The sequence below is a fragment of the Gammaproteobacteria bacterium genome (assembly GCA_041395725.1).
GTDB lineage: Bacteria > Pseudomonadota > Gammaproteobacteria > Pseudomonadales > Pseudohongiellaceae > NORP240.
The window spans coordinates 4,822,501-4,847,366 of the sequence record JAWKZW010000001.1 but is presented as its reverse complement, the minus strand read 5'-3'; the positions used below and the strand labels follow the sequence as shown (position 1 = coordinate 4,847,366).

Annotated in this window: 22 protein-coding genes; 12 read left to right on the top strand and 10 right to left on the bottom strand. The window is 56.8% G+C overall.

Going from position 1 to position 24,866, the window contains the following annotated elements; all coding sequences use genetic code 11:
• The first annotated feature begins 15 nt into the window (after positions 1–15).
• Together R3F50_21350 and R3F50_21345 are read left to right on the top strand one after the other, a co-directional pair.
• On the top strand, positions 16–420 hold the full coding sequence (locus R3F50_21350; protein ID MEZ5492832.1) for a hypothetical protein: 405 nt from the start codon (positions 16–18) through the stop codon (positions 418–420).
• Between the two features lie 35 nt (positions 421–455).
• Positions 456–2,696 carry a TonB-dependent receptor gene (locus tag R3F50_21345; protein MEZ5492831.1) on the top strand — a complete coding sequence of 747 codons (2,241 nt, stop codon included), beginning with the start codon at positions 456–458 and terminating at the stop codon, positions 2,694–2,696.
• Between the two features lie 161 nt (positions 2,697–2,857).
• Here the strand turns inward: R3F50_21345 and R3F50_21340 are convergent, their stop codons facing one another.
• Positions 2,858–3,220 (bottom strand): outer membrane protein assembly factor BamE, encoded by a 363-nt coding sequence (locus R3F50_21340; GenBank protein ID MEZ5492830.1) that lies wholly within the window; start codon positions 3,218–3,220, stop codon positions 2,858–2,860.
• A gap of 304 nt (positions 3,221–3,524) precedes the next feature.
• On the opposite strand from R3F50_21340, the gene fur reads away from it, so the two are divergent.
• Positions 3,525–3,950, top strand: coding sequence for a ferric iron uptake transcriptional regulator (fur, locus tag R3F50_21335; GenBank protein ID MEZ5492829.1), 426 nt, complete (start codon positions 3,525–3,527; stop codon positions 3,948–3,950).
• Positions 3,951–4,375: 425 nt separating this feature from the next.
• On the opposite strand, the gene recN is transcribed toward fur, so the two are convergent.
• The gene (gene recN / locus R3F50_21330; GenBank protein MEZ5492828.1) at positions 4,376–6,166 is read right to left on the bottom strand and encodes a DNA repair protein RecN; all 1,791 of its coding nucleotides are present in this window, start codon (positions 6,164–6,166) and stop codon (positions 4,376–4,378) included.
• 118 nt (positions 6,167–6,284) lie between these two features.
• Here recN and grpE point away from each other — a divergent pair, with 118 nt between their 5' ends.
• The 3 genes from grpE to dnaJ all read left to right on the top strand — a co-directional run bounded on the left by grpE (position 6,285) and on the right by dnaJ (position 10,472).
• The gene (gene grpE, locus R3F50_21325; GenBank protein ID MEZ5492827.1) at positions 6,285–6,989 is read left to right on the top strand and encodes a nucleotide exchange factor GrpE; all 705 of its coding nucleotides are present in this window, start codon (positions 6,285–6,287) and stop codon (positions 6,987–6,989) included.
• A gap of 229 nt (positions 6,990–7,218) precedes the next feature.
• The gene (gene dnaK / locus R3F50_21320; protein MEZ5492826.1) at positions 7,219–9,150 is read left to right on the top strand and encodes a molecular chaperone DnaK; all 1,932 of its coding nucleotides are present in this window, start codon (positions 7,219–7,221) and stop codon (positions 9,148–9,150) included.
• A 194-nt stretch (positions 9,151–9,344) separates the two neighbouring features.
• Positions 9,345–10,472, top strand: a complete 1,128-nt coding sequence (gene dnaJ / locus R3F50_21315) for a molecular chaperone DnaJ (protein ID MEZ5492825.1) — start codon at positions 9,345–9,347, stop codon at positions 10,470–10,472.
• 260 nt (positions 10,473–10,732) lie between these two features.
• Here dnaJ and R3F50_21310 read toward each other — a convergent pair whose 3' ends face one another.
• Positions 10,733–11,872 (bottom strand): peptidyl-alpha-hydroxyglycine alpha-amidating lyase family protein, encoded by a 1,140-nt coding sequence (locus tag R3F50_21310; GenBank protein ID MEZ5492824.1) that lies wholly within the window; start codon positions 11,870–11,872, stop codon positions 10,733–10,735.
• A gap of 278 nt (positions 11,873–12,150) precedes the next feature.
• Between R3F50_21310 and R3F50_21305 the strand changes: the two genes are divergently transcribed.
• Positions 12,151–12,657, top strand: coding sequence for a hypothetical protein (locus R3F50_21305; protein MEZ5492823.1), 507 nt, complete (start codon positions 12,151–12,153; stop codon positions 12,655–12,657).
• A gap of 14 nt (positions 12,658–12,671) precedes the next feature.
• Here R3F50_21305 and R3F50_21300 read toward each other — a convergent pair whose 3' ends face one another.
• From R3F50_21300 to hemJ, 5 genes are read right to left on the bottom strand one after another with little or no spacing between them, the layout of a single operon-like run.
• Positions 12,672–13,679 carry an adenosine kinase gene (locus R3F50_21300; protein ID MEZ5492822.1) on the bottom strand — a complete coding sequence of 336 codons (1,008 nt, stop codon included), beginning with the start codon at positions 13,677–13,679 and terminating at the stop codon, positions 12,672–12,674.
• A gap of 24 nt (positions 13,680–13,703) precedes the next feature.
• A complete protein-coding gene (hemL, locus tag R3F50_21295; protein MEZ5492821.1) occupies positions 13,704–15,020 on the bottom strand; it encodes a glutamate-1-semialdehyde 2,1-aminomutase in 1,317 nt (438 codons plus the stop codon).
• Positions 15,021–15,037: 17 nt separating this feature from the next.
• Positions 15,038–15,670, bottom strand: a complete 633-nt coding sequence (gene thiE, locus R3F50_21290) for a thiamine phosphate synthase (GenBank protein ID MEZ5492820.1) — start codon at positions 15,668–15,670, stop codon at positions 15,038–15,040.
• Positions 15,671–15,682: 12 nt separating this feature from the next.
• Positions 15,683–16,477, bottom strand: coding sequence for a hydroxymethylpyrimidine/phosphomethylpyrimidine kinase (locus tag R3F50_21285; protein ID MEZ5492819.1), 795 nt, complete (start codon positions 16,475–16,477; stop codon positions 15,683–15,685).
• Positions 16,478–16,511: 34 nt separating this feature from the next.
• The gene (hemJ, locus tag R3F50_21280) at positions 16,512–16,931 is read right to left on the bottom strand and encodes a protoporphyrinogen oxidase HemJ (protein ID MEZ5492818.1); all 420 of its coding nucleotides are present in this window, start codon (positions 16,929–16,931) and stop codon (positions 16,512–16,514) included.
• Between the two features lie 283 nt (positions 16,932–17,214).
• On the opposite strand from hemJ, the gene argC reads away from it, so the two are divergent.
• From argC to erpA, 4 genes are all read left to right on the top strand, one after another.
• Positions 17,215–18,258 (top strand): N-acetyl-gamma-glutamyl-phosphate reductase, encoded by a 1,044-nt coding sequence (gene argC, locus R3F50_21275; GenBank protein MEZ5492817.1) that lies wholly within the window; start codon positions 17,215–17,217, stop codon positions 18,256–18,258.
• Positions 18,259–18,304: 46 nt separating this feature from the next.
• Complete coding sequence (locus R3F50_21270) at positions 18,305–19,036, top strand: DUF6776 family protein (GenBank protein ID MEZ5492816.1); 732 nt, start codon at positions 18,305–18,307, stop codon at positions 19,034–19,036.
• A gap of 3 nt (positions 19,037–19,039) precedes the next feature.
• Positions 19,040–19,483 (top strand): polymer-forming cytoskeletal protein, encoded by a 444-nt coding sequence (locus tag R3F50_21265; protein MEZ5492815.1) that lies wholly within the window; start codon positions 19,040–19,042, stop codon positions 19,481–19,483.
• A gap of 104 nt (positions 19,484–19,587) precedes the next feature.
• Positions 19,588–19,941: an iron-sulfur cluster insertion protein ErpA gene (gene erpA / locus R3F50_21260; protein MEZ5492814.1), complete on the top strand. Its 354-nt coding sequence runs from the start codon at positions 19,588–19,590 to the stop codon at positions 19,939–19,941.
• Between the two features lie 84 nt (positions 19,942–20,025).
• Here the strand turns inward: erpA and R3F50_21255 are convergent, their stop codons facing one another.
• Positions 20,026–21,138 carry an anhydro-N-acetylmuramic acid kinase gene (locus R3F50_21255; protein ID MEZ5492813.1) on the bottom strand — a complete coding sequence of 371 codons (1,113 nt, stop codon included), beginning with the start codon at positions 21,136–21,138 and terminating at the stop codon, positions 20,026–20,028.
• A 13-nt stretch (positions 21,139–21,151) separates the two neighbouring features.
• Positions 21,152–22,642 (bottom strand): peptidoglycan DD-metalloendopeptidase family protein, encoded by a 1,491-nt coding sequence (locus R3F50_21250; GenBank protein ID MEZ5492812.1) that lies wholly within the window; start codon positions 22,640–22,642, stop codon positions 21,152–21,154.
• Between the two features lie 353 nt (positions 22,643–22,995).
• On the opposite strand from R3F50_21250, the gene tyrS reads away from it, so the two are divergent.
• Positions 22,996–24,282 (top strand): tyrosine--tRNA ligase, encoded by a 1,287-nt coding sequence (gene tyrS / locus R3F50_21245; GenBank protein ID MEZ5492811.1) that lies wholly within the window; start codon positions 22,996–22,998, stop codon positions 24,280–24,282.
• Positions 24,283–24,866 lie beyond the last annotated feature (584 nt).

The window sequence follows — 24,866 nt, the reverse complement described above, 5'->3', positions numbered from 1 at the left end:
ACCAGGAGAAAAGGGATGTATCCAGCAGGAATCTTCAAAACAGTGTCGGCGCTGAGCCGGTCGCCGTCCGATCGCGCAGTCGGGCTGGTGGTGCTGTTATTTTTCCTTGTTCTGTCTGCCCAGACTATCGAACTGGCCCATGTTCATGAAGACTTCAAGGCCCAGACTGATTGCCACATCTGCCTGAAACTCGGCTCAGGTGCTAAAGCTGTCAGCCAGTCTTTCAGTTTCATTGCGGTAGCGGCGAAATCCTTCCCCAATGCCCTGTTCGCCCTTGCTTTTCCTGCTGTGGTTCTGCTCGCGCACCGGTCTCGCGGACCACCGCGGGCCTGGCTCCGAAGACAGACCGCAAGACGCCCGCGCCACCTGCAGCGGAGCCCGGAATCGGATCTCAGCAGCGTGCCATGCGGACAGTGCTGAACCAAGCAGTTGTTGATTGAATACCAGGAGCAGACATGTTCAAAGCAAGTAAGACTCAAAAACTATCCCGAGCCATCGGTCTGGCACTGACACCGGTGCTCTTTACAACCACGGCAGGTGCTGCCGAAGAGAGTAACCACCGTTCAGAAGCCCTGGAGGAGATCCTGGTGACGGTGCCATTTCAAAGCAATGTTGCCGAAACGGCGTTACCGGTCGGAGTGCTCTCCGGAGAGGAGCTGCGCGAGAAAGTGGGCAATACTCTTGGCGACACGCTGCGCAATGAAATCGGCGTCAACAATGCCTCGTTCGGCCCCAGTCTGGGGCACCCGGTTATTCGCGGTCAGAGTGCCAGCCGGGTCAGTGTATTGACCAACGGCGTGGGAGTGACCGATGCCTCCAACCAGAGCCCGGATCATGCCGAGGGTGTGGAACCGGCTCTGGCCGAGCGCCTTGAGGTAATTAGAGGGCCGGCCACGCTGTTGTACGGCAGCGGTGCCGTGGGCGGCGTAATAAACGTGATCGATAATCGAATACCCGATCGCTTGATTGATGAGCCCACTTTTTTCATCGAGCAGAGTCACAACACAGTCAGTGACGAAAACAAGACCGTGTTTCGTTTCGACGGGTCAAGTGGAAATTACGGCTTCCATGTCAGTGCTTTCAGGCGCGAGAGTGGCGATGTGGACATCCCGGGCCTGGCGCTGGACGAAGAGGGTCTGGAAGCCCTCGAGGAACTGACTGCGGAGTTACTCGGAGAAGACCACGATCATGAGGATGAACACGACGATGAACACGGTGAAGAGGAATTCGAGAACACCAATGGGTTTATCAGTAACTCCAGTGCCGAGGCAGAGGGTGGCAGCGTCGGCCTGTCCTGGGTAGGAGAGCGTGGTTTCATCGGTTTCTCAGTTAACATCCTGGAGAATGATTACGGGTTGCCGGGAGGTACTCACAGTCACGGCCATGGTCATGATGAGGACCATGAAGAACACGAAGAAGACGACCATGACGACGATCATGAAGAAGGCCATGACCATGGCGATGTGGAGTTCGTGCGTATTGACCTGGAGAAAATCCGCTATGATCTGCGGGCCGGCCTGGATCTGGACAACAGCTGGTTCGATCGATTCGATGGTACGCTGGGTTTCACCGACTACGAGCACGGTGAGGTGGAATATTTCGAAGACGGTGATCAGGAAACAGGAACACTTTATTCCAATAGGGGGTTCGAAGGGCGCTTTACGCTCAGCCATGCACACTCCGCCGATCGCTCCGGCGTGTGGGGGTTGCAACTGACCAATACTGAGTTTTCCGCCATCGGCGAGGAAGCTTTCATCCCTGAATCGGATATCAGCAACATCGGCATCTTCGGCGTGGAACGGCTGACCAGCGGGCGCTACACTGCAGAACTCGGTGTGCGTGCGGAACGTGGTGCCGTAGATGCCGGGTCCGGTTGCGACAATAGTGACATGGCTGTCAGTCTCAGTGGCAGTCTGCTCTACGATCTCAATGATGAGAACAACGTGTTGCTCGGCCTGAGTCGTTCCCAGCGGACCCCCACCGTGGAAGAGCTGTATTCCAATGTTGATGCCGGCGGTTGCGAGGTTTACAGTGACCCGGAGCAATTCACCCTGCACGCTGCCACCAATCTGCTGGAAATCGGTAATCCGGACCTTGATGTGGAGACTTCCAACAACATTGAGCTCGGCATTCGTAGGTTTGCAGGGCCTTTCACGGGACAGCTGAGTGTTTACCGTAACGAGATTGATAATTTCGTATTTCTCGATCTGACCGGCGAGGAATTTGAAGAGCAGGCCATAGCGCGCTACCTGTCCCGCGATGCCACCTTTACGGGCATTGAGGGCGAGGTGGCTTTTTCCCTGCTGGATCGCGGTGATACTTCCATGGAGTTAAGTGTATTTGGTGACTTCGTGCGGGCAGAACTGGATTCGGGGGGGAATATCCCGCGTATTCCTGCCGCCAAGCTGGGAGCCGAATTACGCTTCTTCAATTCGGACTGGAGCGCCCATCTGCATGTCACGCGGGTCAATGAGCAGGATGATGTTGGCAAGGTTGAGTTACCCACCGATGCCTACACGGTGGTGTCACTGTACGCCGATTACCATTGGCAGCTCATGGGCGACTCGGAGTTGAAGTTGTTCATTCGAGGCGACAATCTGCTGGACGAGGAAATTCGCAATCATGCCTCGTTTCTCAAGAATTATGCCCCGGAACCCGGTCGCAGCTTCAGGCTTGGCCTGCGCTTCGACTACTGATGCAGAGCCTGTCAGCCGGTGGCCCTTATTACTCCCGGGCCATCGGTTGATTCGCTTCTGAGCATCTCTGTGTCAGCCATCAGACAGCCCGCTGCGCAAAGGGCTGCCTGGTGGTATTGTTGTCAGGAAGGTACGAAGGGAGTGGGGTGGCCGGGCGTTCTTCAGTTGAGCGCATCCGGGTTGGGCTGATAGTCGCCGGCGATGCGCACCAGCTGGTCATCCTGAAAAAACACCGTGACCCGCTCTCCGACCCGTTGCCCACCGCCGGGCTGAAAGTTGTAAACATAGTCCCACCGATCCTGATGGAAGGGATCTCGCACCAGCGGTGTCCCCATGACGAAGATGACCTGACGCTTGGTCATACCTGGCCGCAGCTGGTCGACCATGTCCTGGGTGATGATATTGCCCTGGGGAATGGAGATCTTGTACACGCCCGGAAACTGAAAGGGGCCGCAGGCACTGAGCCCGGCCATGGCCAGGGTGAGCAGGAGGGCCCGGAAAGCTGGTAGTGCTTTTACTGTCATCGTTAAACCGGTGTGTCGAAAGTGATCGTAGTGTGAGTAATGAGAGTCTTAGTAGCTGACCGCGACTTTCGGGATTGGTTCCGGCACTTGCCCATAATCCCGCGAAATCCGGTCCAGAGAGCCTCTGATTAATTTCCGCAACGTACTGCCGGCGCATTGCAGTGGTTAATCAGAGACTCCCTAACTTTCATCCGGCTGGTTAAAGCGGCATAATAACCCACTATTTCGCTCGACGAAATGCCTGCAACGTTATGGAGTCTCCACGGCTGATTGCCAGGGTCCCGAGACTTCGAGAGAGAGTGATATGGCAACGGAAAATCAGGATCTGCGGAATGCAGGTCTAAAAGTCACGCTGCCGCGTGTAAAAATTCTGCAGATACTGGAAGGCTCGGAAGACAAGCATTTTAGTGCCGAGGATGTCTACAAGGCACTTATCGAGGCCGATGAAGATGTTGGCCTGGCCACCGTGTACCGGGTTCTGACCCAGTTCGAGTCTGCCGGGCTGGTAATGCGCCACCACTTTGAAGGTGGCCACTCGGTCTTTGAACTGAACTCCGATGATCACCACGATCATATTGTCTGCACCAAGTGTGGCAAAGTGGAGGAGTTCTATGACGAGGTGATCGAGGCGCAGCAGGATAAGATTGCGGAGAAGCTGGGGTTTGAGATTACTGATCATTCCCTGTATATCTACGGCCTCTGCCCATCCTGCCAAAAAACGGGCGAGTAGCGGTCTATTTCCCCGATAGCCGCGTTGGCTCCGTGCTCGGTTGCTCACTTATTTTCAATAAGCTCACGCCCTGCGCGCGGTGCCGCCTTGCTCTCGGGAAAATATCCTCGCTCCTCGCCCGTTTTTGCAAGGCTTGGGCTGTAGCTGCTTTTTCCGGGCAACAGGCCTATCGCAGTCTATTTCCCCGATAGCGGCGTTGGCTCCGTGCTCGGTTGCTCACTTATTTTCAATATGCTCGCGCCCTGTGCGCGGTGCCGCCTTGCTCTCGGGAAAATATCCTCGCTCCTCGCCCGTTTTTGCAAGGCTTGGACTGTAGCTGCTTTTTCCGGGTAACAGGTCTTTCGCGGTCTATTTTCCCGATAGCGGCGTTGGCTCCGTGCTCGGTTGCTCACTTATTTCGAATTAGCTCGGTTGCTCACTTATTTTCAACCGGCAACCATTTGCTCGGCATGGGCTAGGGACTCGTTGGTGTAGTCTTCGCCGCCCAGCATCCGGGCGATTTCCTTCACCTTTTCCTGCTGCCCCAGGGCCGTGATGACGGTGCGGGTGGTTTGTCCCTGAGTTTCCTTGCGTACCACCAGGTGGTGCTGGCCCTGGGAGGCCACCTGGGCCTGATGAGTGACACAGAGGATCTGGGTGTGCTCTGACAGCTGTTGCAACAGCTTGCCTACGGCTCTTGCGACACCACCGCCGATTCCCACGTCCACTTCGTCAAACACCAGGGTCGGGGTTTTCGAGGTTTGCGCGGTGATTACCTGAATGGCCAGGCTGATGCGGGAAAGCTCCCCGCCCGAGGCGATTTTCGCCAGGCCTCGAGCCGGCTGCCCGGGATTTGTCTTGATCAGAAATTCCACGGACTCCATGCCCGTGGCGCTTGGGTCGCCAGCCTGCACCGGTTGCAGCTTGACCTCCAGGCGCGCCTCGGTCATTCCCAGCAGGGCAAGCTGCTTGTTGATACTGCTGGCCAACTTTTTCGCCGCCAGTTTGCGCTGCTTGCTGACCTGGTTGGCTACGTCGGTGTAAAGGTTGCGCAATTCCGCATCTTTTTCCCCGAGTTCCCGCAACTGTCGATCAGAATGGGCGAGCCCCTGCAGCTGTTCGGCCAGCCCCTGGTGCAGTTGATACAGTTTTTCCGGTTGGACTTTGTGCTTTCTGGCCATTCTGTGCAGCGCCGCGAGTCGCTCGTCCACCCATTGCTGACGCTCCGGGTTGACTTCGATTTGCTCGAGCCGATCTTCAACGTCACTGGTGGCTTCGTCGATCTGGATTGCGGCGGTGTCCAGCAGCTCCAGCGCATTGCCCAGTTGCAGACCCTGCGGCAGCGCCCGCAGCAGCGTTTTGGCCTGGTTGATTGCCTGGGTGATGTTGTAGGTCTCGTCATCCTGACACAGGGTGAGCACCTGTTGCAGGGTTGCCATGCTGCTTTCAGCGTTGGTGAGCAGCTGAAACTCTTCTTCCAGATTCTTGAACTCTTCCTCGCCTGCAGCCAGCTCATCCAATTCTTCTACCTGATAGCTGATCAGCTGGCGCTGGGCATCCAGTTCCTCGGCCTGCTCCTGCAGTTGCTTCATAAGGTGTTGATTGTGCTGCCAGTCGCGGTGGTGACTGCCAAGTTCAGTAAGCAGTTTAGCTTCTACTCCGAACTCATCCAGCAATTGCCGGTGGGTGGACTTGCGCAGCAACGAATGGTGTTCGTGCTGGCTGTGAATGTCCATCAGCATTTCACCCAGTTCGGACAGATTGCCCAGTGTTACCGGCACACCATTGATGTAGGCCCGGGAAGTGCCGTCGGCCGGCACCACACGGCGTACCAGGCACGTGTCGGCGCCCTGGTCGGGGTCCAGCAGGTCGCGGTGCCCAAGCCAGTCGCGGGCGGCGGGATTGTCCGCCAGATTGAACAGGGCACTGATGTCTGCGCGCTCCGAGCCGGCCCTCACCACGCCTTTATCGGCCCGGTCTCCAAGGGTAAGGCCCAGCGCGCCCAGGATAATGGATTTGCCTGCCCCGGTTTCTCCGGTGATAACCGTCATGCCATGGCTCAGCTCGAGATCGAGAGCGTCGACAATCGCGTAATCCCTGATGGTCAGCAGACTTAACATGGGGAAAGTATATGGGCCCTGCTTCAGGATTGAAAAGCTTTCAGAGGATAAAATTATCGCGCTGGTCACCTGGTTATCGGCAGCGGACTTAATCAGACGCTCCTTAAAAGCAATCATCAGCTTGAAACTTAACGACCAGACCCCATATACGCGTGGTCTGGAAGCAACACGGCTTTCGGACCCCGTTACAGCACCGGGTCAGACCATCGGTTCAAGGATATAGAAGGGTAGGGTAATGAGCGAAGAGACAAATTCTTCCCCGCAAACCGGCTCGTCGCAGGCCAATGACGAGAGTCAGAAAGAAAGCAGAGACGGCAATGATGTGACGCAGGCCGAGATTCAGGCGCAACTTAAAAAAGCCTATGAGATCAAAGTGGAAGGCGAGGGTTCTGAGCCCGAATCTCCCACCATGGAGGATATCGAGAGCCAGGCAGAAATAGACCTGGGTGAGGCCCTCCGCCGCCTTGAAGAGGCCGAGGATATGGTCCGCAGGCACCAGGAGGACATGCTGCGTCTGCAGGCTGAAATGCAGAACCTGCGGCGTCGGACCGAGCTGGATGTGGAAAAGGCCCATAAGTATGGTCAGGAGCGCTTTGCCACGGAGTTGCTGAGCGTCATCGACAACCTGGAGCGGTCTCTTGAGGCTGCCAGGCCGGATGAATCTGATCCGCAGGCCGGGGCCGGGGTGGAGTTGGGAAAACTGAAAGCCATTCGGGAAGGCGTGGATCTGACCCTCAAGAGCTTCCAGGACTGTTTTCGCAAATTCAGTATCGAAACCATCGACCCGCTGGGTGAGCCGTTCGATCCCCAGCGCCACGAGGCTATGGCCACCGTGGAAAATGACAAGGTAGAGCCCAACACGGTTACCGCGGTAATGCAGAAGGGCTATGCCCTGCATGGGCGCGTCATTCGCCCGGCGATGGTAATGGTGAGCAAGTAGGCAATCTGGCAGCTGCCTCCTGGCACAGACCGTACATCAGGCCTTGAAATTGGCTGAAGCGGGCCAATATTCAGGGACATAGCGTCAATTGTGACGATCATGAGGGCCGGCAGACTCAAAGCCGGCGCAGCTGGAAGGCTGACAGATTTAAAACTTAGTGGATTGGAACAGCGGCTCGCAGCGCAACCTAGGTTCGACAGCAGCGCAGAAACATCGGAGACAGTGAATTATGGGTAAAATTATTGGCATAGATTTGGGTACAACCAACTCCTGCGTTGCTGTAATGGATGCTGGCAAACCCAAGGTTATTGAAAACGCCGAAGGCGATCGTACCACGCCGTCGATCATTGCCTACACGAGCGACAAAGAAACCCTGGTGGGTCAGCCGGCCAAGCGCCAGGCGGTGACGAATCCCAGCAATACGCTGTTTGCCATCAAGCGTCTGATCGGTCGTCAGTTCGATGACGGGGTCGTACAGAAGGACATCAAGATGGTGCCCTACAAGATCGTCAAGGCGGATAACGGCGACGCCTGGGTGGAAGTGAACGGCGAGAAGATGTCGCCGCCGCAGATCTCCGCGCAAGTGTTGAAGAAGATGAAGAAGACAGCGGAAGACTACCTGGGTGAGCCCGTCACCGAGGCGGTGGTCACGGTGCCTGCCTACTTCAATGACTCGCAGCGACAGGCCACCAAGGACGCCGGCAGGATCGCCGGGCTGGACGTGAAACGTATCATCAACGAGCCCACCGCCGCGGCCCTTGCCTACGGCATGGACAAGAAAGGTGGCGACAGCACTATCGCGGTCTATGACCTCGGTGGCGGCACCTTCGATATCTCGATTATCGAAATCGCCGAGACTGATGGTGAGCACACCTTTGAAGTGCTCTCGACCAATGGCGATACCTTCCTGGGCGGTGAGGACTTCGATCTGCGGTTGATCGACTACCTGGCGGATGAGTTCAAGAAAGAATCCGGTATGGATCTGCACAGTGATCCCCTGGCCCTGCAGCGCCTGAAAGAGGCGGCAGAAAAAGCCAAGATTGAGCTTTCCTCGTCTCAGCAGACAGAGATTAACCTGCCTTACATTACTGCAGATGCCAGTGGTCCAAAACACCTGGTACAGAAGCTGACCCGCGCCAAGTTCGAATCTCTGGTAGAGGGGTTGGTCGACCGGACTCTCGAACCGCTTAAAATTGCCCTGCAGGATGCGGGCCTGGATGTATCCAAGATAGACGATGTCATTCTGGTTGGTGGTCAGACCCGTATGCCGCTGGTGCAGAAAAAAGTGGCTGACTATTTTGGCAAAGAAGCGCGTCGCGATGTGAATCCCGATGAGGCGGTTGCCATGGGTGCGGCTATCCAGGCTGCGGTGTTGTCCGGCGACGTCAATGACGTGTTACTGTTAGACGTGACACCTCTTTCTCTGGGTATCGAAACGCTCGGCGGTGTGGCCAGTACCCTGATTGAAAAGAACACCACTATTCCTACCAAGAAGACCCAGGTTTTCTCGACGGCGGAAGACAATCAGACTGCAGTGACGATTCACGTGGTCCAGGGCGAGCGCAAGCAGGCAGCACAGAATAAGTCGCTGGGACGCTTCGATCTGACCGATATTCCAGCGTCTCCGCGGGGTACGCCGCAGATTGAAGTGGCTTTTGATCTTGACGCCAACGGTATCCTGAACGTGTCCGCCAAGAACAAGGCGACAGGAAAAGAGCAGTCTATTGTTATCAAGGCTTCCAGTGGTCTGACAGATGATGAAATAGATAAGATGATCAAAGATGCCGAGGCGCACTCGGCGGACGATAAGAAATTCGAGGAGCTGATCACCGCTCGCAATACCGCGGATGGCCTGGTGCATGCCACCAGGAAGACGCTGGAAGAGGGTGGCGATAAGGTTTCCGCGGAGGAGAAAGAGAAAATCGAGGCAGCCATTACCGCCTTGGAAGAGGCCGTCAAGAGTGGCGACAAGGAAGCCATCGAGGCAAAGACCAAGGACCTGACCGATGCGTCTTCCGACCTGGCTCAGAAGATGTACGCCGAGCAGCAGGCCCAGTCCTCTCAGGGTGGTTCTGATGGGGCAGCGGAGTCGGACGGCGGCAGAGCCGAGGACGATGCGGTGGATGCCGAGTTCGAAGAGGTGAAGGAAGAAGACAAGTAAGCGCTTGGCAGCTGGCGCCAGGCCACATTGGTCCGGCGCCGACTTTTCTGCTTCAAACAAAGACCCCGTGCTACAGTGGTTTCCTCTGCTAAGAGGAGTCGGCTGCAGGTGCGGGGTTAACGTGTTTAAGGGGTGTCCGTAATCGGGTTACTCCACCGACCGGCCAGGTAAGCCAGACGAGAGTAGAACAACCTATGTCGAAACGAGATTATTACGAAGTACTGGGCATTTCACGGGAAGCGACTGAAGGCGAGATCAAGAAAGCTTATCGACGCGTAGCGATGAAGTTTCACCCGGACCGTAATCCCGACAACAAAGAAGCCGAGGACAAGTTCAAGGAAGCCAACGAAGCTTTCGAGGTTCTGTCGGACAGCACCAAACGTACCCGCTATGATCAGTATGGCCATGCCGGGGTGGATGGGCAGACTTCCGGCGGCTACGCCGACTTCAGTGATATCTTCGGCGACATTTTCGGTGACATTTTCGGCGGTGGCCATGGTGGTGGTCGACGCAGCCATGTGCGTCAGGGTGCCGATCTTCGTTACACCCTGGAAATGGATCTGGAAGAGGCAGTGCGCGGCACCACATCCCGGATTAAAATTCCTACTACGGTAACCTGCCAGACCTGTGATGGTTCGGGTGCCAAACCCGGCACTTCGCCGGTGGACTGCTCGACCTGTAACGGTGTCGGCCAGGTGCGCATGCAGCAGGGCTTCTTCTCAGTGCAGCAAACCTGTCCCCGTTGTCGTGGAACCGGCCAGCAGATCAAGGATCCCTGTCATACCTGTCATGGCCGCGGTACTACCGACGAGCGCAAGACGCTGTCCGTCAAGGTGCCCGCAGGCGTTGATACCGGTGATCGAATCCGCCTGACCGGCGAAGGCCAGGCCGGTATTCACGGTGGCCCGCCAGGGGATCTTTATGTCGAAGTCTCAGTCAGATCACATCCTATCTTCACTCGGGATGGTCGCAACCTGCACTGCGAGATCCCCATCAGTTTCGTCGATGCGGCCCTGGGTGGGGAATTGGAAGTGCCAACACTGGGTGGCCGCGTGAAGCTCAAGATCCCTGCCGAAACCCAGACCGGAAAGCTGTTCCGTCTGCGTGGCAAGGGTGTCACGCCGGTCCGTGGTGGATCTGTCGGTGACCTGTTGATCCGGGTGGTGGTGGAGACACCGGTCAACCTGACCAAGCGGCAGAAGGAGTTACTGGAGGAATTCCAGGGTATTCACGAGGAGCATGGCGAGAGGCAGAGCCCGCGCAAGTCTGGTTGGTTTGATGGGGTCAAATCCTTCATCGACAACCTCGGCCTTGGCAACTGAGGAGCGGCTGCGCTTTCGATTACTGCGTTAAAAATTGTTTCGATCGCCTCATTTACTGAAAGTAAACTCGCCAATCTCAACAATTTTTGCCGTGTCTTCGCTGCGCTCGTGACGCGCCACAGTCGCCAAGGGGCTTGGTCTGTCGCTGCGCTCCGCAATACTTCGTTGAATCCCAGCTCAAAATGCTCTTTTACTAAAAGTAAACTGCGCTTTTTCGCCGGGATTCGCCTCGTCTTGCGTTCGCTCGCGACTGGCTTTTTTTAATCTTTGGTTACCAGTTTCTGGACGCGCCAGTTGATCAGCTCGCCGACCCAGATCTCGTCTTCCGACGGGCAGGCGATGGCGTGTATCCAGCCGAATTCGCCCAGGTTTCTTCCGGGCTGACCGTAAACACCCAGCACTTCGCCTTGTAGCGAAACCTTGTAGATGCGGCTGGGGTACAGGTCGCCCACAAAGAGAACCGGATTCGGGCCTGGAGTCATGCACAGCGCATCAGGAGCGCCGGGAGATTGTGAACCCGTTGTTCCGTGTGGGTTCTCGCGGCCGTAAGTGATCTTGCCCCGCGAGGTGTCAACCGGTACATCAATGGTGAATTCGCGGATGTAGTTACCTTCCTGGTCAAAAACCTGGATTCTTCGATTGCCCCGGTCAGCCACATAGATTTCATCATCGGGTGACACGGCAACGCCATGGGGAGTATCGAACTGACCGGGTCCTGAACCCAGTGAGCCCCAGCTTTTCTCCCACTCGCCCCGGGCATTGGCTTTGCCGACGCGGGAGTTGATGTAGCCATCGGAGAAATAAGAATTGCCTTCGGAATCCCATGCGACATCTGTAGGTTGGTTAAAAACATTGTCCTGGTGGACTGGCACCGGCATGCGAGGGTTTTTGCCCTCAGGAATGTCGATATCGACGCCCATCCGCTCCAGCATACGGGCCATCTGGGTTTCGTAGTCAGGCGGCACTTGCAGGTGAGAAGCTTCCCCTTTACGGCCGAACACCCAGTCCACGTGGCCTTCCGGCCTGAATCGCAGAATCATGTTGGAGCCTTTGTCGACTACCCAGATGTTGTCCTGGGGGTCGATGCGCACCGCGTGGGCATAGGACCAGGCGTTCAGGTTCTTGCCGATTTCGCGAACGAAGTTACCCTCGGCGTCGAATTCCAGCAGCTGTGCGGCGGTGGCCATGTAGGCTGGCCCCTGGGCGCTGCCGCCCCGCGAGAACACGAAAACATGACCGTGTGAATTGACCGCCACTCCGGCGATCTCACCGAAGTGCAGGTCCGGCGGGAGTTTTAACGGATCAGGTACCGATTCGAAGGGCAGTTCCGGTACGGTTTGCGCCAGTGCGCTGGTCAGTGACAGGCCACAAACAATAGCCGCGAGAATCATACGTTTCATGGAGGTACCTCTTTTCGGGTTTTATTTTCGGGTTTTAGTGATTGGGGGGCTGGGTTGGCAGGCCCTAAGCCAGCCTGTTATTTTTATTGGTTCTCACTGTAGTCTAATTTACTGCCCGGGCAAACTTCTTTTTTGAGCAACCTCGATGTCCGCAGAGAATTGATGGCGGTAAGGCGCGTACGCCCAATATGCTGAGTGGTCTGGACATTCGCCCACGAGAGAGCTACCTTCTGTCCGTCTTACACGTACAGCACATACAACAATAAGGAGCATGTATCATGAGTAAGGGCAAGATCGCTGGCATTGCAGCTGGAGTGGTGATTGTGGGGGGTATTCTGGCCTGGATGTTTACGGCGCCTTACCTTTCCAACACCGGGCTGGCCCGTACACCCGGTATCCTCATTGGTGGAACTCGCACCGCACCGCCCAGTGACTTCACGCCACTGAATGCGCAGGTTCAAGGTCCTCTGATGATGCAACAGGCCGGCTTCCCGCCGTTCGTTATCTACCTTTCATGGGTGGGCACGCCAGACGGCGTCATCACCGCTACCCGGCCGGATAACGGTTACTGGGCGCGACGAGTACGGGAGCGGGGCGGTGACGGCCTGCTGCGTATCGGTGATGAGACCTATGAAATGACCGCGACAGAAATACTCGACGAGCGGCGCCTGCCGATGATGCAGCAATGGGCCGCCAAATCCGGCAGGACGCTGGATGAGCCACTGTACGCCGGTTCAGAACCACTTCGTGAATGGGAAGTATTCTTCTGGACCCCAAGGTCCTGAGCCAGGCCTGAGGTTCAGTCAGCCCGTAAGCCGGCCAGATTGAGGATCTTTTCATGCGCCTCGGTTGGCAGGCGCGGGCCGAAGCTCGCGACAGTAGTGGCCGATGCCAGGCTGGCCAGTTTACCCGCCGTTTCAAAGTCATGACCGTGGGTAATCCCATAGAGAAAGGCACCGGCGAACATATCGCCGGCACCGTTAGTGTCCACGGCGTCCACAGGGTGGGCGCCGATGTCGATATACTGCGAGCCATCGTATAATCTTGCCCCGCGAGCGCCCCGTGTCACAACAAACTGTCTGGCCTGCTTTTTCAGTTGTTCGCAGGCTGATTCGAAATCGGCCGCATCAGTCCACAGCAGGGACTCTTTTTCATTACAGAACAGCAGATCGACCCCTTCTCCTAACACTTCCGCCACCGCCTCGGTAAAATATTCCACCATCGACGGGTCAGAAAAAGTCATGGCTGTTTTGACACCATTGGCCTCTGCGACTCTCTTCAGTTCTTTGACCGCCGCCTTGGCGGTAGGTGAAGTAACCAGGTATCCCTCAATATAAACGTATTCAGAAGCTCTGATAGCTTCGACGTCTATTTCTTCAATCGATACATTTTCCGAGACACCCAGATAAGTGTGCATGGTGCGTTCCGCATCGGGGCTGATCATTACCAGACAGCGCCCGGTCGTGCCATGGTCGCGCTCGTCGCCCAGATTGGTTTCAATGTTGTGGTGGCCCAGCTGTTGTACATAGAAATCACCGGTCTCGTCACTGGCAACTTTGCCGGCGAAGTAGGCATTGCCGCCAAACTGGCTGAGGGCGTAGAGGGTGTTGGCTGCGGAGCCGCCGCCGGAGCGTTTGCGCAGGCCGACTTGGCTGGTCAGCAACGCCAGTAATTGCTCCTGCTGTTCATGGGTAACCAGGGTCATGAAGCCTTTTTCTATGCCATGCTCAGCGAAAAAAGCATCTTCGACTTCGAATTCCTTGTCGACCAGCGCGTTGCCAATGCCGTATACGTGATATTTTTTCATGTTGCTTATTCCCTTAAATTCGAATCATCCGTTATTTTGCGCGATTGCGGCGAAGGCCAGCTCGGCAGCGCCCAGTGTCAGCTGAATTTCCTCGTCACCGTGGGCGGCCGAGACAAAACCGGCCTCATACGCTGAAGGTGCCAGGTATATTCCATTTTTGAGCATGGTATGGAAAAAAGTCTGAAAATGCCCCATGTTGCACGCGGTGACCTGGTCGAAGCGGCTGATTTTATCCTCCCCGCTGAAAAAGCACCCGAACATGGCGCCGACTTGATTGGTTGTAAAGGGCACCTTGGCTGCATCGGCACGTTCCTTTAGCCCGGCCAGCAGCCTGGCGGTAGAGGATGATAGACCGTCATAAAAGCCCGGCGCTGATATTTCCTCCAGCGTGGTCAGGCCGGCGGCTACCGCCAGTGGATTGCCGGATAGCGTGCCCGCCTGATACACAGGCCCATTGGGGGCCAGGCGGTCCATGATGTCTCTGCGGCCACCAAAAGCACCTACCGGCAGCCCTCCGCCGATCACCTTGCCCAGGGTGGTGAGGTCGGGCTTGACCTGGTAAACCTGCTGGGCTCCTCCCAGGGCGACGCGAAAGCCGGTCATCACTTCGTCAAAAATCAGCAGCGCCCCATGCCGGTCACAGACATCCCGTAACGTTTGCAGAAATCCCGGCTCAGGTGTCACCAGGTTCATGTTGCCGGCGATGGGCTCCACGATGATACAGGCGATCTGGTCGCCGTCCCGGGCGAACAGGGCTTCGACGGCTTGTGCGTCATTGTAAGGCAGGACATGGGTCAGCTCCGTGAACGCCCTGGGTACTCCGAGAGAATCCGGCTCACCCAGTGTCAGTGCTCCGGAACCAGCCTTGACGAGCAGGCTGTCGACGTGGCCGTGATAGCAACCCTCGAACTTCACCACCTTGTCCCGTTGTGTATAGCCGCGTGCCAGTCGGACGGCGCTCATCGTGGCTTCGGTACCGGAATTGACCAGGCGCACGGTTTCAATGGACGGCAGGATGTCGCAGATCCTCTTGGCAATCTGTATTTCCGCCTCGGTCGAGGCGCCGTAACCCAGCCCGAATTCCATCTGCTTCCGCAGTGCTTCCATCACCGGCGCGTAACAATGGCCAAGAATGAATGGACCCCAGCCCCCCACGTAGTCAACGTAGTGGTTGTCGTCGGCATCGATCAGGTAAGCACCCCGACCGGCTTTGAAGAACAGGGGGTGGCCACCGACACCTTTGAAGGCCCGCACCGGTGAGTTGACCCCGCCGGGGATGTAGCGAAGGGCCTGGTCGTAAAGTTCCGTGGAGTGTCTGGTAGTGCTTTGGGTCAGGGTCATGACATCCTCTGATTGGATCAAGTAAGGGTAATGCGTCGGTATATCGCGTTCAATTCCCGAGCCCGGGATGCTATATCCCGGGCGGAAAACAGGTAATTTATCACAGCCAGCATGTCGGCGCCTGCCGCTACGGCCGCTGCTGCATTGCTGGCATCTATGCCTCCGATTGCCACGATCGGGATGCTAAGGCGCTCCCGAGCGCGGACCAGCAGGTCAAGCTCGGCGGGGGGTGCGGCGGGTTTGGTTTGAGAGGGGAAAAAGCGGCCGAAGGCCACATAGCTGGCGCCGGACTGTTCTGCCCGGCTGGCTAACGCCAGGTCTGCGTGACAGGTAATGCCTATAATTGCCTGGTCTCCCAGCGCCCGCCTGGCAGCAAGAATGTCGGTATCCTGCTGGCCGAGGTGTACGCCGGCGGCGCCGGATTGAAGGCACAGTTGCACGTCATCGTTGATCAGCAAGGGTACCTGATGGGCTGCGCACAGTACCTGCAGGGCTTTGGCCTGTGCCCGCCGCTGTGCCGGGTCAGACTGTTTGTCCCGGTACTGCAGCAGACTGATGCCGCCCTCAAGAGCCTGCTCTACCGCCGTGAGCAGCGATTGCCCCGGTGTCAGGCTACTGTCGGTAATCCCATAGATACCTGCCAGCTTCATAGCGCGTCGACCCTAGAAACCCTGCTTGCTCCAGGCACTTCGATTGGGAATATGCTGGCCAAAGCCGATACGGGTACCGTGGCTGAGGGATTCCCAGGTGAAGCGCTGCGCCTGTTGAACTGCATCGCGCAGGTCCAGCCCGTGGGCCAGGTAGCCAGCCAGGCTGGCGGCCAGAGTGCAGCCGGACCCATGATAGCTGTGTTCCAGACGTGGCCAGGTAAACAAAGAAAGGCCTTCATGGTGGGAAAAAAATTTGTTGACCACATCCGGCGTTGCGGCATGGGCGCCGGTTACCAGGATATGCTGGCAGCCGGTCTCAAGCAACTCGTTGGCGCAGGCTTCAATGCTGTCTGCGCTGGGAGCCAGCTGCATAATCTCCTCGGTGTTGGGTGTCAACACAGTGGTAAGTGGCAGCAGCAGCGAACGAATGGCTTCAACCAGCTCCCGGGAGCCAAACTCGAACCCGCCGCCGGCCCGGATCACCGGGTCCACAACCACGGGTATATCGGCATAATCCCGCAGCAGGGTATGAATGACCTCGACGATGGCGACATCGCCGGTGAGGCCTATTTTAAAGCAGTTTACCGGCACGTCCTCCAATACTGTCCTGGCCTGCGCGACGATGAGAGCCGGATCGACCGGTGACATGCCGCTGGCATCCTGTGTATTCTGAACGGTGAGGGCGGTAGCAATCGGCAATGTGTGACACCCGGTGCTGAAAAGGGTTTCGATGTCTGCCTGCAAACCCGCTCCACCAGTCGGGTCGAGTCCGCTAAAACACATGACATTAGGTTTGGTATTGGTCATTACTGGCGTACCGGCTGGTTAATGCGGATGCAGGTCACGGCTTCACCACTACCAGAATTACGATAGCAATTAACAGAACCACCGGGAATTCATTGAAGTAGCGATAAAAAACATGGCTGCGTGTGTTCCTGTTATCACGGAACTCCAGCAGAATCCGCCAGCAGATCACGTGGTAAACAAGCAGGACAGCCACCAGGCCCAGCTTGGCATGCATCCACCAGGCTGACAGGTAATAGGCGGGATTGAAGGAGATCAACCACAGTCCCAGCGCTACGGTGGCGATGGCTGATGGCGTCATGATGCCGCGGAAAAGCTTGCGCTCCATAATCGTAAAGCGGTCTTTGCTGACCTGGTCCTCGCTCATGGCGTGATAGACGAACAGGCGGGGCAGATAAAACAGCCCGGCAAACCAGCAGATGACAGCGATGATGTGGAAGGATTTCACCCACAGCATTTGAATTTACCTCGTGATTCAGAGAACGCAAACGTTACCACAGGCAGGGCTGCTCATGTAGTCAATATTCCCACCAGGGAGGGCGCCTTTGGCTTTTGCATTATCGAAAGGTGCGTGTAAGATACCGAGTCCGGTCCGCCCGGCACGGGCTTGCGCCTGGCTGCCGGGAATCGGGTTTTTGCGGGTCGTCTGGCGCACAGTCAATCAGGCAGGCAGCCTGCCAGATAAGCAGTCGGGCAGCCAGGCCCCGCGGTTGGACAGTCAGTCCATTAAGGAGAGACAGGTGGTCAAAATAGGTGTGGTTGGTGCGACCGGTTATACCGGTGTTGAGTTATTACGATTGCTGGCGAACCGCTCGGATGTTCGTCTGGACGTGGTAACCTCACGCGAGCGCCAGGGCACACCGGTCGCCGAGCTTTTTCCCAGTTTACGCCGCATTTGCGACCTGGAATTTGCCGCGCCTGACAGCCCCGAACTGGGTGACTGTGATATCGTATTCTTTGCTACTCCCCATGGCGTGGCCATGGAGTCGGTCCCCGCGTTGCTGGATCAGGGGGTCAGAGTGATCGATCTTTCTGCTGACTTCCGTCTGGAGGATGTCGAGGTCTGGGAGCACTGGTATAAAACTACCCATCGCTGTCCGCACCTGATACCGGAAGCAGTGTACGGATTGCCCGAGACGAATCGCGAACAGATCAGCGGTGCCCGTCTGGTGGCTGCTCCGGGATGTTACCCTACGGCGGTCAAGCTTGGATTTATTCCGTTGCTGCGGGCCGGCCTGGTGGATGTTTCGCAACTGGTTGCCGATGCCAAGTCCGGTGTCAGCGGGGCCGGCCGCAAGGCTGCTATCGACTACCTGGTGGGGGAAGCCAGTGAATCCATAAGAGCCTACGGGGTGTATGGCCACAGGCACGGCCCCGAGATCGAGCAGGGCTTGAACCGGCACAGCAAACAGGCCGTCAATCTGACTTTTATGCCCCATCTGACGCCCATGATCCGGGGCATTCTCGCCACTCTTTATGCCCCGGTCAGGAGTGGGGCTCAGGTGACCGCCGAGGACCTGCAGGATATCTACCAGGACTTCTACAGGGGCGAGGCTTTTGTGGATGTGCTGCCACTGGGTCAGTTTCCGGCCACCCGTGATGTCAGGGGTGCCAACATCTGTCGGATTTCCGCCAACTACCTGCCTAACAATAACCGGGTAGTTGTTCTTTCTGCCATCGACAACCTGATTAAAGGTGCCTCGGGGCAGGCGGTGCAGATCATGAATATCATGCTGGGGCTGCCCGAGACCACCGGGCTGCAGCATGTCGCGCTGGTGCCCTGACCGGGATTAACCGGTTGTTATATAAAGAACTTCGGAAAGTCGGCTTATGCCAAATGTCGTAAAAGGCAGCAAGCAGGAACGAATGGTGGTTGTGCCGTATCGGCCTGGTCGACGCCTGCTGGCTGCTGTCGCCCTGGTCGCTCTGCTGATCGGTGGCACATTGACGGGGCACTGGCTTGGCGTTCGCGAAACAGGGTTTGCGGGCGGCAACCTCAGTGCGGCCGGCCAGCGTCTGGCTGATCTGGAAGCGGAAAACGCTTCACTGAGACAGGAGCTGGCTCTGTTGGAACGCGGCAGCGTTATGGATCAGCAGGCTAACAGTGAAATCCAGGTCACGATGACGGAGCTGCGTGAGTATATTGCCAGCCTCGAAAAGAATCTTCAGTATTACCGACAGGCGATGACGGACGAGTTTGCGGACGTCGGGCTGGTCGTCGGACAAATGGATCTGGAGCGGGCGGGTAGTGAGCGTCGCTTTCGCTACAAGCTGGTTATGCGTCAGGAGGAGTCTGATGGCGATTACCTGACGGGGCATGTAAATGTCGAAGTAGTGGGTAATCGTGAGGGGCAGCGGGTTTCCATCCCGCTGCGCGATTTGACCGAAGACGAAAATCAGTTAGATATCAAGCTCAGGTTTCGTTACTTCCAGAACATCGAGGGCGAGCTGGAGCTGCTGCCCGGATTCGTTCCAGAGCAGATAGAGGTTAAAGCGGTCGCTACCGCGCCGATGGCCAAGTCGGTCAGCAAGGCATTCGACTGGGTTGTAGAAGGAGAGTAAGACATGTTCGGTTCCGGAGAAAAGACCGACAATCAAGGACCAGCCCACACCCTGATTTCACATACTACTGAAATAGCTGGTGACGTTCATTTCAGTGGCGAATTGATTGTGGAAGGGAAGATAAAGGGAAATATTTACGCGGACGACGCTTCTGAGGCGCTGATCCGGGTTGTGGACCAGGGTTCGGTAGAAGGGCAAATCTGCGTGCCTTCTGTCGTTATCAACGGGCTCGTGCAGGGCGATGTGCGTTCCTCCAAGCACGTGGAACTGGCTGCCAAGGCGGTAGTTATGGGTAATGTCTACTACAATCTGATTGAAATGGTGATGGGCTCCGAGGTTAATGGCAAGCTGATGCATCTGTCTGCGTCCGACCTGGCTCCCAAGCAGCTCACTGCGGATACTCAGGCATTGCCGGAAAACGGCGAGAGGCTTGAAAACAGCGAGTAGCGGCGCAATATAATACCTGACTGTTACCCTTGGTTATTGGTATACTAGGTCGTCTTCCGGCTCTGCAACGCCGGAAAATGGTGAATTCTGATAGTGGTATTAAAATGTCCGTAGTTGAATCACAAGAACCGGTTTTGCTCAGCCTGACCGAAAACGCCGCGGCCAAGATTCATAGTCTGGTCGAAGAGGAAGGTAACGATAACCTGAAGCTGAGAGTGTTCGTTACCGGTGGCGGCTGTTCCGGCTTTCAGTATGGGTTCTCGTTTGACGAAGAAGTCAACGACGACGACACTGTCGTCGACAACAGGGGCGCCAGTCTGCTGGTGGATCCACTCAGCTTCCAGTACCTGGTCGGATCGCGCATTGATTATGTGGAGGGGCTGGAAGGCGCCCGCTTCGTGGTCGATAACCCGATGGCCACCACCACCTGTGGGTGCGGCTCCTCCTTTTCAATCTGAGCGGATAAACCGGGTCAGCCAGGACTGACACTGACAGCCGGGAGCTGTCGGTAAGCGCCAGGTCGGGCAGGTCAATCCGGTAAATCAATCCGGTAAATAGACGCCACCAAGAATGACCGGTCGGGACGCGCCCGTAACACCGGTGGTGTCCAGTGCGGTTTCCGCCATTCGTTGTTGTGCCAGCCAGGCAAACGTCATCGCCTCGACCCAGTCCGGAGCCATGCCCAGTAGAGCCGTCGAGGCTACCTGGCTGTCCGGAAGCAGCTGCTGCAACCGGCTTACCAGCGCGGTGTTGTGAACGCCACCCCCACAGACAAACACTTCGTCCGCTACAAGCTGATTTTCAATTTCCATCGCGACTGTACTGGCTGTCAGCTCCAGCAGGGTTGCCTGTACGTCTGCCGGCGCAGCTGGGCTGGTCAGTTTCGCCAGCCTGCGCTCCAGCCACTGGCCGTTGAAATATTCTCTGCCTGTACTCTTGGGCTCGGCAGCTGCGAAGTAGGGGTCATCTAGCAGCAGTTCCAGCAATTCGTCGATCACCTGTCCGGATTTCGCCCACTGACCCTGAAGATCCACCGGCTGATGCAGATTCTTGTCGATCCAATAGTCCAATAGAACATTGGCTGGACCGGTGTCGTAGCCGACAAAGGGCCTGTCCTGGGCAATGATCGAGATATTACCGATGCCGCCCAGATTGAGGATAACCCGCCGCTGCTCAGCGGACTCAAAAACATGCTTGTGAAAAAGTGGCGCGAGTGGTGCTCCTTCGCCGCCAGCGGCCATGTCTTTGCGGCGAAAATCCGCTACAGTGGTGATGCCGGTGTTGTAGGCTATGGTGCTGGGATCGCCTATTTGCAGGGTAAACGGCAGCGGCTTTTCAGGTTTGTGGAATACCGTCTGTCCGTGGCTGCCGATCGCTTCGATCTGGCCTGCTTCCAGTTTCTCTCTGGCCAGCAGGTTGTTAACAGCGGCTGCAAAGTGCTGGCCTACCGCGATATCAGCCTCGCCCAGGCCTTGCAGGGAAATGTCTGGTTGTGTGCACAGCGCAAACAGTCGTTTGCGGAGATCCTGCGGATACGGGTGGGACAGGCTGGCATGCAGCACCGGCCTGCCGCTGTCAAAACTGACTAACGCGCAGTCGATGGCATCCATGCTGGTACCTGACAGCAGTCCGATATAGTAGGCGTGTTCTGCCATGGAATTGCGGCCCTTACTCGGCACCCAGTTGCTGTCGAGCGAGCAGCTGCGTTCGCTGCATCTGATTGAACTGTTTCAGGAGGGGAATCACCTGCTCCCGGAACCTGCCCCGCTCCTGTTCTGGAACCGAAACCGCCTGGGGTAATTTGTCCAGCACGGTGCGGGGATCCTGATGCGAGCCGTTGACCAGGAACTCGTAATGGAGGTGTGGGCCAGTGGCGCTGCCGGTGCTGCCGACGAAGCCAATCACGTCGCCCTGCCGGACCCGCATACCGCGCTTGATGCCATTGGCAAAACCGTTAAGGTGTGCGTACTTGGTCTCGAAGCCTCCGTCGTGTCTGATCACGATCAGGTTACCGAAGGAGCCGCTCCGCGACGCCTGGGTAACGGTGCCATCACTGGTGGCCCTGACCGGCGTTCCTCTGGGGGCAGCGTAGTCTGTGCCCTTGTGAGCGCGCACTGTATTCAGGATGGGATGTCTGCGTGCCGGGCTGAAATTGGAGCTGATGCGAAACACGTCCAGGGGCGTGCGCAAAAACGCCTTGCGCATGCTTTCGCCGTCCGGGTTGTAGTAGCCGATATCACCGGCTTCATTCTGATACTGAACCGCAATGTATTGCTGCCCCTGGTTGGTGAACTGGGCAGCGAGTATATTGCCGGTACCGACGAATTCACCGTCCAGGTAATTTTCCTCTACCAGGATGCTGAAGTGGTCTCCCAATCTGGTATCAAGAATAAAGTCTACAACCCCGGCGAAAATATCGGCCATTTCCATGATAGTCAGGGCCGGGATCTGCTCACGCTGTCCGGCCAGGAACAAACTGTCGGTAATAGTGCCCTGTTTAAATACCTGTCGAACTTCCGGCTCACGAATGATGGTCTCAACATCATAGAAGCCATCTACGCGGGTAAACAGATAGCCCTCCATCGGTGATTTGAGCACCTGCAGCTGTTCAAGCTGGCCGGGCTCGGGAATGAGGAAGCTCAGCTTGTAACCGGGGTAAATTCGATTCAGCACCTTGGCCTCTTCGTGGCTGTTCACCACATGGAACAGCTGGCGGTCAGACAGGCCGACCTTACTGAAGAGAGTCGACAGGTTGTCGCCGGGCTGGACGACCACATGCTGCCAGCCAGGCTGGTCAGCACCCGGGCCGGGTAACGCTTCAGATTCCTGTGTTCTTACAACTTCGCCGTGATTGTCGGTATCTTCCTCGGCGTAAACCGGTACCGGCTGGTCGTCGACGGCAGCGGCCCGGGTGGTGCTCGCGGCTGCAGATTGCTGCCCGGGTCGGGTGGCGGCGCGGGCTGAAACGGTGCCTGGCAGTTGATCGATATCGATGACTGGCCGCACCAGGTCTGCACGTTGCTGGCTGGCATGGCTCGCATCGCGAGTTGACAGCGCCAGCATGAAGACCAGCAGCAGACTGAGGAAGCCTGCGGCAATCATATGTTGTCGGGGGTAGTACCTGCGCAGAAACTGCCTGGTGAACTCGATCGGACTCATACCTGCCTGACTGTTCGCGCGCCACCGCCAGCCGGTGTCACGCATAAACATGAAATTGTAGCAGCAAGGCACTGGTAACACTATCCGAACCAGTCCTGCTTTCCCCTTAAGAAACCTCTGACATTCTATCTACCAGTGCATTGCGGTAACTGACCAGAGGTACCTTAAATTGACAATTCTCCGGGCAATTCGTTCCCCGGCGAGATTTTTAAAGTCCCACTGGTGTAGAATCCCTGCTTTTTCCGCGGCCGGCAAGGGACCCTGTCCCGACCACCGGCGCCTTCTGGCTGCAGGCTTCTCCGGCCGCGGTGTTCTACCTACGAAATCAGTTTGGAAAGCAGCAGGTTCAAGTTATGGCAGCAGGTGCCCAGGACGTCATTGCGGATCTTCAGAGCCGGGGGTTGATCACTCAACTGGCTGGCGGCGAGGAAGTGGTTGAGCATCTCGGTGAAGCCAGTCGAACGGTTTACTGCGGGTTCGACCCGACAGCAGAAAGCCTGCATGTCGGCAGCCTCGTGCCGCTGCTGGCCCTCAAGCGCTTCCAGCAGGCCGGGCACAAACCCATTGCTCTGGTGGGAGGGGCAACCGGCATGATCGGAGATCCCAGCTTCAAATCCAGTGAGCGGCAATTGAATTCGACCGATGTAGTGGCGGAGTGGGTGGAGCGTCTTAAGCCACAGCTGAGCCAGTTTCTGGATTTCGATTGTGGTGATAATTCCGCGCTGCTGGTCAACAACCTGGACTGGATGCAAGGTTTCAGCGTGCTGGATTTTCTGCGTGACGTGGGCAAGCATTTTTCGGTCAACGCGATGATCCAGAAAGAATCGGTAAAGCAGCGCATCGAACGCGAAGGAGCCGGTATCTCCTTTACCGAATTCAGCTACATGATCCTGCAGTCCTACGACTTTGCCGAGCTTAACAAGCGCTTCGGCTGTACAGTGCAGGTGGGTGGCAGTGATCAATGGGGCAATATTACCGGCGGCATCGATCTCACCCGTCGGCTGCATCAGCAGCAGGTGTATGGCGTCACGTTGCCACTGGTCACCAAGGCTGACGGGACCAAGTTCGGCAAGACTGAGTCAGGCACGATCTGGATCAGTCCCAACAAGACTTCGCCTTACGCTTTCTATCAGTTCTGGCTGAACGTGGCCGACGCGGACGTTTATAAATTCCTTAACTACTTTACTTTCCTGCCGGTAGAAGAGATTCGTGCCATCGAGGCCGCCGATCGGGTTTCTACGGGCAAGCCGGAAGCCCAGGCTATACTGGCCAGAGAGGCCACCCGGCTGGTGCATGGCGAGGCGGGGCTGGAAGCGGCTATCCGGATCAGCAGGGCATTGTTTTCCGGCGACATTCAGAGTCTCACGGATCAGGATCTTGAGCAGCTGGAACTGGACGGGCTGCCCTGCACAACGCTGGCTGACAGGCCCTATTCAATAGTAGAGGCCCTGGTCGCCACGGAGTTGGCAAAGTCCAATCGCATGGCGCGTGAGTTTCTGGGTAACGGCGCAGTCAGTGCCAATGGACAGCCGGTGGACTCTGACGCGTTTCAGCTGGGGCCGGAGAATGCCCTGAGTGGCAAATTTTATGTACTCAAGCGTGGCAAGAAGCTTTTTCATCTGGTCAAGATTGCTGCCTAGCGCGGGGAGCCTGCGGCGTGGTGCCACCCGCGGCATGTGCCAGGAATTGTCTCAGCCAGGGCTGAAGCCTTATAGTCCGCAGGGGCTTGAAGCTGCCCCATGCGGCGCCCTGGCTCCGCTGCATCGACGCTCTCTCGGGAAACTCGACCTGGGCCGGGCTGGACGGGGCCGGAAACAGGCCCGGAAACAGGCCCGGAATACGGCCTCTCAGAGGCGTTCAGATTTCTTTATAAATCCTTCATTAAGGCCCTTGCCAAACAACGCTAAGGGCGTATAATACGCCCTCCCTGACCGAGGAGGTTAAGGGAAGTTCTTTAAAAAAGCGGATCAAGTAATAGAGGTGGGTGCTTGCTGGGACGGTAGGCTGTCAAAAGCAATACTGTCAAAGTAAGCAACTTGCGTTTATTCATTTAGTAGTAAAAGCAAACGAGCTGTTGTGTTTTTCAGGTGTTACCCAATACCTGGGGGTTGGTCTTAGGGCTGACAGGACATGACAGTCAGTAGTTGTGATCTTTGAGCATACTTTGCTGGTGTTGTTCTGGTTGGGATTTAGTAGTCGACCGCAGTAGAGCAATACCGGTTAT

What these genes read in the sequence shown, in the direction of transcription:
- R3F50_21350 (MEZ5492832.1), top strand. Translation starts at nt 16, where the DNA reads ATGTATCCAGCAGGAATCTTCAAAACAGTGTCGGCGCTGAGCCGGTCG.
- hemJ (MEZ5492818.1), bottom strand. Translation starts at nt 16,931, where the DNA reads ATGCTGTGGGTGAAATCCTTCCACATCATCGCTGTCATCTGCTGGTTT.
- R3F50_21270 (MEZ5492816.1), top strand. Translation starts at nt 18,305, where the DNA reads ATGCCAAATGTCGTAAAAGGCAGCAAGCAGGAACGAATGGTGGTTGTG.
- R3F50_21310 (MEZ5492824.1), bottom strand. Translation starts at nt 11,872, where the DNA reads ATGAAACGTATGATTCTCGCGGCTATTGTTTGTGGCCTGTCACTGACC.
- hemL (MEZ5492821.1), bottom strand. Translation starts at nt 15,020, where the DNA reads ATGACCCTGACCCAAAGCACTACCAGACACTCCACGGAACTTTACGAC.
- recN (MEZ5492828.1), bottom strand. Translation starts at nt 6,166, where the DNA reads ATGATTGCTTTTAAGGAGCGTCTGATTAAGTCCGCTGCCGATAACCAG.
- R3F50_21250 (MEZ5492812.1), bottom strand. Translation starts at nt 22,642, where the DNA reads ATGAGTCCGATCGAGTTCACCAGGCAGTTTCTGCGCAGGTACTACCCC.
- R3F50_21345 (MEZ5492831.1), top strand. Translation starts at nt 456, where the DNA reads ATGTTCAAAGCAAGTAAGACTCAAAAACTATCCCGAGCCATCGGTCTG.
- R3F50_21305 (MEZ5492823.1), top strand. Translation starts at nt 12,151, where the DNA reads ATGAGTAAGGGCAAGATCGCTGGCATTGCAGCTGGAGTGGTGATTGTG.
- R3F50_21340 (MEZ5492830.1), bottom strand. Translation starts at nt 3,220, where the DNA reads ATGACAGTAAAAGCACTACCAGCTTTCCGGGCCCTCCTGCTCACCCTG.
- fur (MEZ5492829.1), top strand. Translation starts at nt 3,525, where the DNA reads ATGGCAACGGAAAATCAGGATCTGCGGAATGCAGGTCTAAAAGTCACG.
- grpE (MEZ5492827.1), top strand. Translation starts at nt 6,285, where the DNA reads ATGAGCGAAGAGACAAATTCTTCCCCGCAAACCGGCTCGTCGCAGGCC.
- erpA (MEZ5492814.1), top strand. Translation starts at nt 19,588, where the DNA reads ATGTCCGTAGTTGAATCACAAGAACCGGTTTTGCTCAGCCTGACCGAA.
- dnaK (MEZ5492826.1), top strand. Translation starts at nt 7,219, where the DNA reads ATGGGTAAAATTATTGGCATAGATTTGGGTACAACCAACTCCTGCGTT.
- dnaJ (MEZ5492825.1), top strand. Translation starts at nt 9,345, where the DNA reads ATGTCGAAACGAGATTATTACGAAGTACTGGGCATTTCACGGGAAGCG.
- thiE (MEZ5492820.1), bottom strand. Translation starts at nt 15,670, where the DNA reads ATGAAGCTGGCAGGTATCTATGGGATTACCGACAGTAGCCTGACACCG.
- R3F50_21265 (MEZ5492815.1), top strand. Translation starts at nt 19,040, where the DNA reads ATGTTCGGTTCCGGAGAAAAGACCGACAATCAAGGACCAGCCCACACC.
- R3F50_21300 (MEZ5492822.1), bottom strand. Translation starts at nt 13,679, where the DNA reads ATGAAAAAATATCACGTATACGGCATTGGCAACGCGCTGGTCGACAAG.
- R3F50_21255 (MEZ5492813.1), bottom strand. Translation starts at nt 21,138, where the DNA reads ATGGCAGAACACGCCTACTATATCGGACTGCTGTCAGGTACCAGCATG.
- tyrS (MEZ5492811.1), top strand. Translation starts at nt 22,996, where the DNA reads ATGGCAGCAGGTGCCCAGGACGTCATTGCGGATCTTCAGAGCCGGGGG.
- R3F50_21285 (MEZ5492819.1), bottom strand. Translation starts at nt 16,477, where the DNA reads ATGACCAATACCAAACCTAATGTCATGTGTTTTAGCGGACTCGACCCG.